The organism is Enterobacter sp. RIT637, from assembly GCF_019718755.1.
Lineage (GTDB): Bacteria > Pseudomonadota > Gammaproteobacteria > Enterobacterales > Enterobacteriaceae > Enterobacter.
This window is the reverse complement of record NZ_JAIHAZ010000033.1, coordinates 1-3847: the sequence shown is the minus strand read 5'-3', so window position 1 is coordinate 3847 and position 3847 is coordinate 1. Positions and strand designations below refer to the sequence as shown.

The window sequence follows — 3847 nt, the reverse complement described above, 5'->3', positions numbered from 1 at the left end:
GTTCCTGCCGCAGATGATGGGCTACAGCGACATCTCCGATACCAATATCCCGCTGCTGATGACCGCAGCCAGTTCCGCCCTGCTCGGCATCTTTGCCCTGTTCCTGCCGAACACCCCGCCGAAGAGCACCGGCAAGCTGGACTTTAAGGTGATGCTGGGGCTGGACGCGCTGATCCTGCTGCGCGACAGAAACTTCCTGGTGTTCTTCTTCTGCTCGTTCCTGTTCGCCATGCCGCTGGCCTTCTACTACATCTTCGCCAACGGCTACCTCACCGAAGTCGGCATGAAAAACGCCACCGGCTGGATGACGCTCGGCCAGTTCTCCGAAATCTTCTTTATGCTGGCCCTGCCGTTCTTTACCAAACGCTTTGGTATTAAGAAGGTCTTACTGCTGGGCTTGATCACCGCCGCCATCCGCTACGGCTTCTTTGTTTACGGCGGTGCGGAACAGTACTTCACCTACACCCTGCTGTTCCTCGGCATTTTGCTGCACGGCGTGAGCTACGACTTCTACTATGTCACCGCGTACATTTACGTGGACAAAAAAGCGCCGGCGCACATGCGCACCGCGGCGCAGGGCTTGATTACGCTGTGCTGTCAGGGCTTTGGTAGCCTGCTGGGTTACCGTCTGGGCGGCGTGATGATGGAAAAAATGTTCGCTTACAAAGAGCCGGTGAATGGGCTGACCTTCAACTGGGCCGGAATGTGGACATTTGGTGCAATCATGATTGCTGTGATTGCCGTGCTGTTTATGCTGTTTTTCCGCGAATCGGATAAAGAGATCACCGCAATTGAGGTGGTTGATGGCGATACCGCGCTGACACAAGGGGAAGTTAAATGAAACAAGAACGTGTTCTCGGTGCCCTTTACGGGCAGGCGTTAGGGGATGCGATGGGCATGCCGTCGGAGCTGTGGCCGAGAAAGCGCGTCAAGGCGCACTTCGGCTGGATCGACCGTTTCTTACCCGGCCCGGCGGAGAATAACGCGGCCTGCTATTTCAACCAGGCTGAGTTCACCGACGATACCTCGATGGCGCTCTGTCTGGCGGATGCGATTATCGAGTGCGACGGGCAGATTAACGCGGACGTTATCGGCAAGCATATTCTTCGCTGGGCGCTGGATTTCGACGCGTTTAATAAGAACGTGCTCGGCCCCACCTCGAAAATTGCCCTCAACGCCATTCGCGACGGTAAGCCGGTGAGCGAGCTGGAAAACAACGGCGTGACCAACGGGGCGGCAATGCGCGCCTCTCCGCTGGGCTGCCTGCTCCCGGCCACGCGTCTGGAGCACTTTGTTGAGCAGGTAGCGCTGGCCTCCAGCCCGACCCATAAATCAGACCTCGCCATTGCCGGTGCGGTAGTGATTGCCTGGGCAATTTCGCGCGCCGTCGACGGGGAACGCTGGCAGAACATCGTCGACGCCCTGCCGGGGATCGCCCGCTTTGCGCAGGAGGCGAAAACCACCACCTTCAGCGCGTCGCTCGCGGCGCGTATTGAACTGGCGCTGAAAACCGTACGAGAAGCCAACGGGATCGAGTCCGCCAGCGAGCAGGTGTATCAGCTCGTAGGGGCCGGAACCAGCACCATCGAATCCGTTCCGGCGGCCATTGCGATGGTTGAACTGGCGGGAACCGACCCAAACCGCTGCGCCATTTTATGCGCCAACCTGGGCGGCGATACCGACACCATTGGCGCAATGGCGACGGCCATCTGCGGCGCGCTCCACGGCGTGCAGGCCATTGACCCGGTGCTAAAAGCCGAACTCGACGCCGTTAACCAGCTCGATTTCGGTCACTATTGCGAAAAACTCCTGCACTACCGGGAGCAAAGGGAGGGCATATGACTTCTTTGGTTCAGCGCCTGGAAACCCTGCACGCCACACGCCCGGTGACGGTGCTGGGTGCGGCGGTGATAGACGTCATCGCCGACGCCTACGCCCTACCCTGGCGCGGGTGCGATATCGAGCTTAAACAGCAGGGCGTGAATATTGGCGGCTGCGCGCTGAACATTGCCATCGCCCTGAAACGGCTCGGCATTGCGGCGCAAAACGCCCTGCCCGTCGGCCACGGCGTGTGGGCGGATATTATTCGCAACGCCATGGCGAAGCAGGATCTGCACAGCGCCATCGAGGCCGAAACCGGCGATAACGGCTGGTGCCTGGCACTGGTGGAGCCAGACGGCGAGCGCACCTTTATGTCCTTTAGCGGCGTGGAGAACCAGTGGCAGCAGCGCTGGCTTGATGTGCTTAACATCCCGTCGAACAGCCTGGTCTATTTATCCGGCTATCAACTGGCCTCGCCGTGCGGCGAGCTGCTGACACGCTGGCTGGAGGGGTTGCAGGACGTAACTGCCTTTATCGATTTCGGTCCCCGCATCGCGGATATCCCCGACGCGCTGATGACGCGCATTATGACCTGCAGGCCGATTGTGTCGCTCAATCGTCAGGAGGCGGAGCTTGCAGCAGAAAGACTGGGCGTTGAAGTGGAAACCCTCGGCACGCAGTGGCAGCAGCGTTTCGGCGCCGCGCTGATTGTGCGCCACGATAAAGACGGCGCCGTGTGGTATGACGGTAATACCTCGGGCGTTGTTCCGGCATTTCCGGCGACGGTGGTGGACACCATTGGCGCAGGCGACAGCCACGCGGGCGGCACGCTTGCCGGGCTGGCGGCGGGATGGTCACTGGCAGACGCCGTTCTGCTGGGGAACGCCGTGGCGTCCTGGGTGGTCAGCCACCGCGGCGGGGACTGCGCCCCGACTCGCGACGAGTTATTCCTCGCACACAAAGACGTATAGATCGCTGCGGCAGTAGCTGATGCTGTACTCAATCGGCCGGTGCTGTTGGTCAAGCGCGACCTGCTTGATCACCAGCACCGGTATTTTTTCGTCCATCTTAATGTGCGCCTGAAACTCGCTGTCCGGCATACGGGCGCTCACGCGTGAACGGGTGCGCTGCGGGAAGATATTCTGGCTGCGGAAGTAATCGTACAGCGAGACGCCAATCGCATCGGGGTCGTGGATAAATCCCGTCGGCACCCAGGACTCTTCAATCGACACCGCATCGTCATCCACATAGCGAATACGCTTGAGCAGGAAAACCTCGCTCTCGGGGGGAATTGAAAGATGGTTCGCCACCTCTTCAGGACACTTCACCACCCGCTTGTTGACCCACAGCGTATTGGGCTTTTGACCGCGCAGCACCACCTGCTGGGAAAAGCCGCGCGCCTCTTTCAGCGAATATTCGAAGATGTTATTGATTTGCGTGCCATAGCCACGGGAGCGCGTGACCACGCCTTCTTCCTCCAGCGCCTGCATCGCTTTACGCACGGTAATGCGCGACACGCCGGTTAACTGGCTCAGATCGCGCTCGCCGGGCAAAATATTCCCGTGCTCCAGCATGCCGCTGCGCACCGCATTTTTTACCGTTTCGGCAAATTTCAGGTACAGCGGCGTGTTGTCCGGCGCGGCGATCCGTTCATTCAGTTGAGCGATTAACCGGGTATGCGCTTGTTCCATCTCTGTTTTCTCAGGCGTGGTTTTTCCTGCCAGTATACTGGGTTACCACCACGCATGAAAATGATGAACCGGCCCAATACCGTGACCGACTTCCAGAGTATCGGCTTTTGCCAGCGCCGCAGAGAGCCAGATTTTCGCTTCGCGCACCGTATCGGCCCAGCCGTCATGCCGTGGACGCAGTGCCGCCAGCGCGGCAGAGAGCGTACAGCCCGTGCCGTGGGTGTTTTTGGTCTGCACACGCGGCGCGGTAAAACGTACTTCGCCGTCGCGGGTAAAGAGCCAGTCCGGACTTTCGGCATCATCCAGGTGCCCGCCCTTCATCAGCACCGCGCCGC

Annotated in this window: 5 protein-coding genes; 3 read left to right on the top strand and 2 right to left on the bottom strand. The window is 59.7% G+C overall.

Annotated features, from left to right (window positions below; genetic code table 11):
- From K5E19_RS22895 to K5E19_RS22885, 3 genes are all read left to right on the top strand, one after another.
- Positions 1-841 (top strand): MFS transporter (locus tag K5E19_RS22895; RefSeq protein ID WP_221553226.1); only part of this gene is annotated, 841 nt, incomplete at its 5' end.
- Positions 838-1842: an ADP-ribosylglycohydrolase family protein gene (locus tag K5E19_RS22890; protein ID WP_221553225.1), complete on the top strand. Its 1005-nt coding sequence runs from the start codon at positions 838-840 to the stop codon at positions 1840-1842. The genes K5E19_RS22895 and K5E19_RS22890, both read left to right, overlap by 4 nt.
- A complete protein-coding gene (locus K5E19_RS22885; protein WP_221553224.1) occupies positions 1839-2792 on the top strand; it encodes a PfkB family carbohydrate kinase in 954 nt (317 codons plus the stop codon). The genes K5E19_RS22890 and K5E19_RS22885 overlap by 4 nt, the downstream gene beginning before the upstream one ends.
- On the opposite strand, the gene K5E19_RS22880 is transcribed toward K5E19_RS22885, so the two are convergent.
- A complete protein-coding gene (locus K5E19_RS22880) occupies positions 2766-3512 on the bottom strand; it encodes a GntR family transcriptional regulator (protein WP_010433675.1) in 747 nt (248 codons plus the stop codon). The two genes, K5E19_RS22885 and K5E19_RS22880, sit on opposite strands and share 27 nt — an antisense overlap.
- Positions 3513-3554: 42 nt before the next feature.
- A partial coding sequence (locus K5E19_RS22875; protein WP_409334612.1) for a bifunctional hydroxymethylpyrimidine kinase/phosphomethylpyrimidine kinase occupies positions 3555-3847 on the bottom strand: 293 nt, incomplete at its 5' end.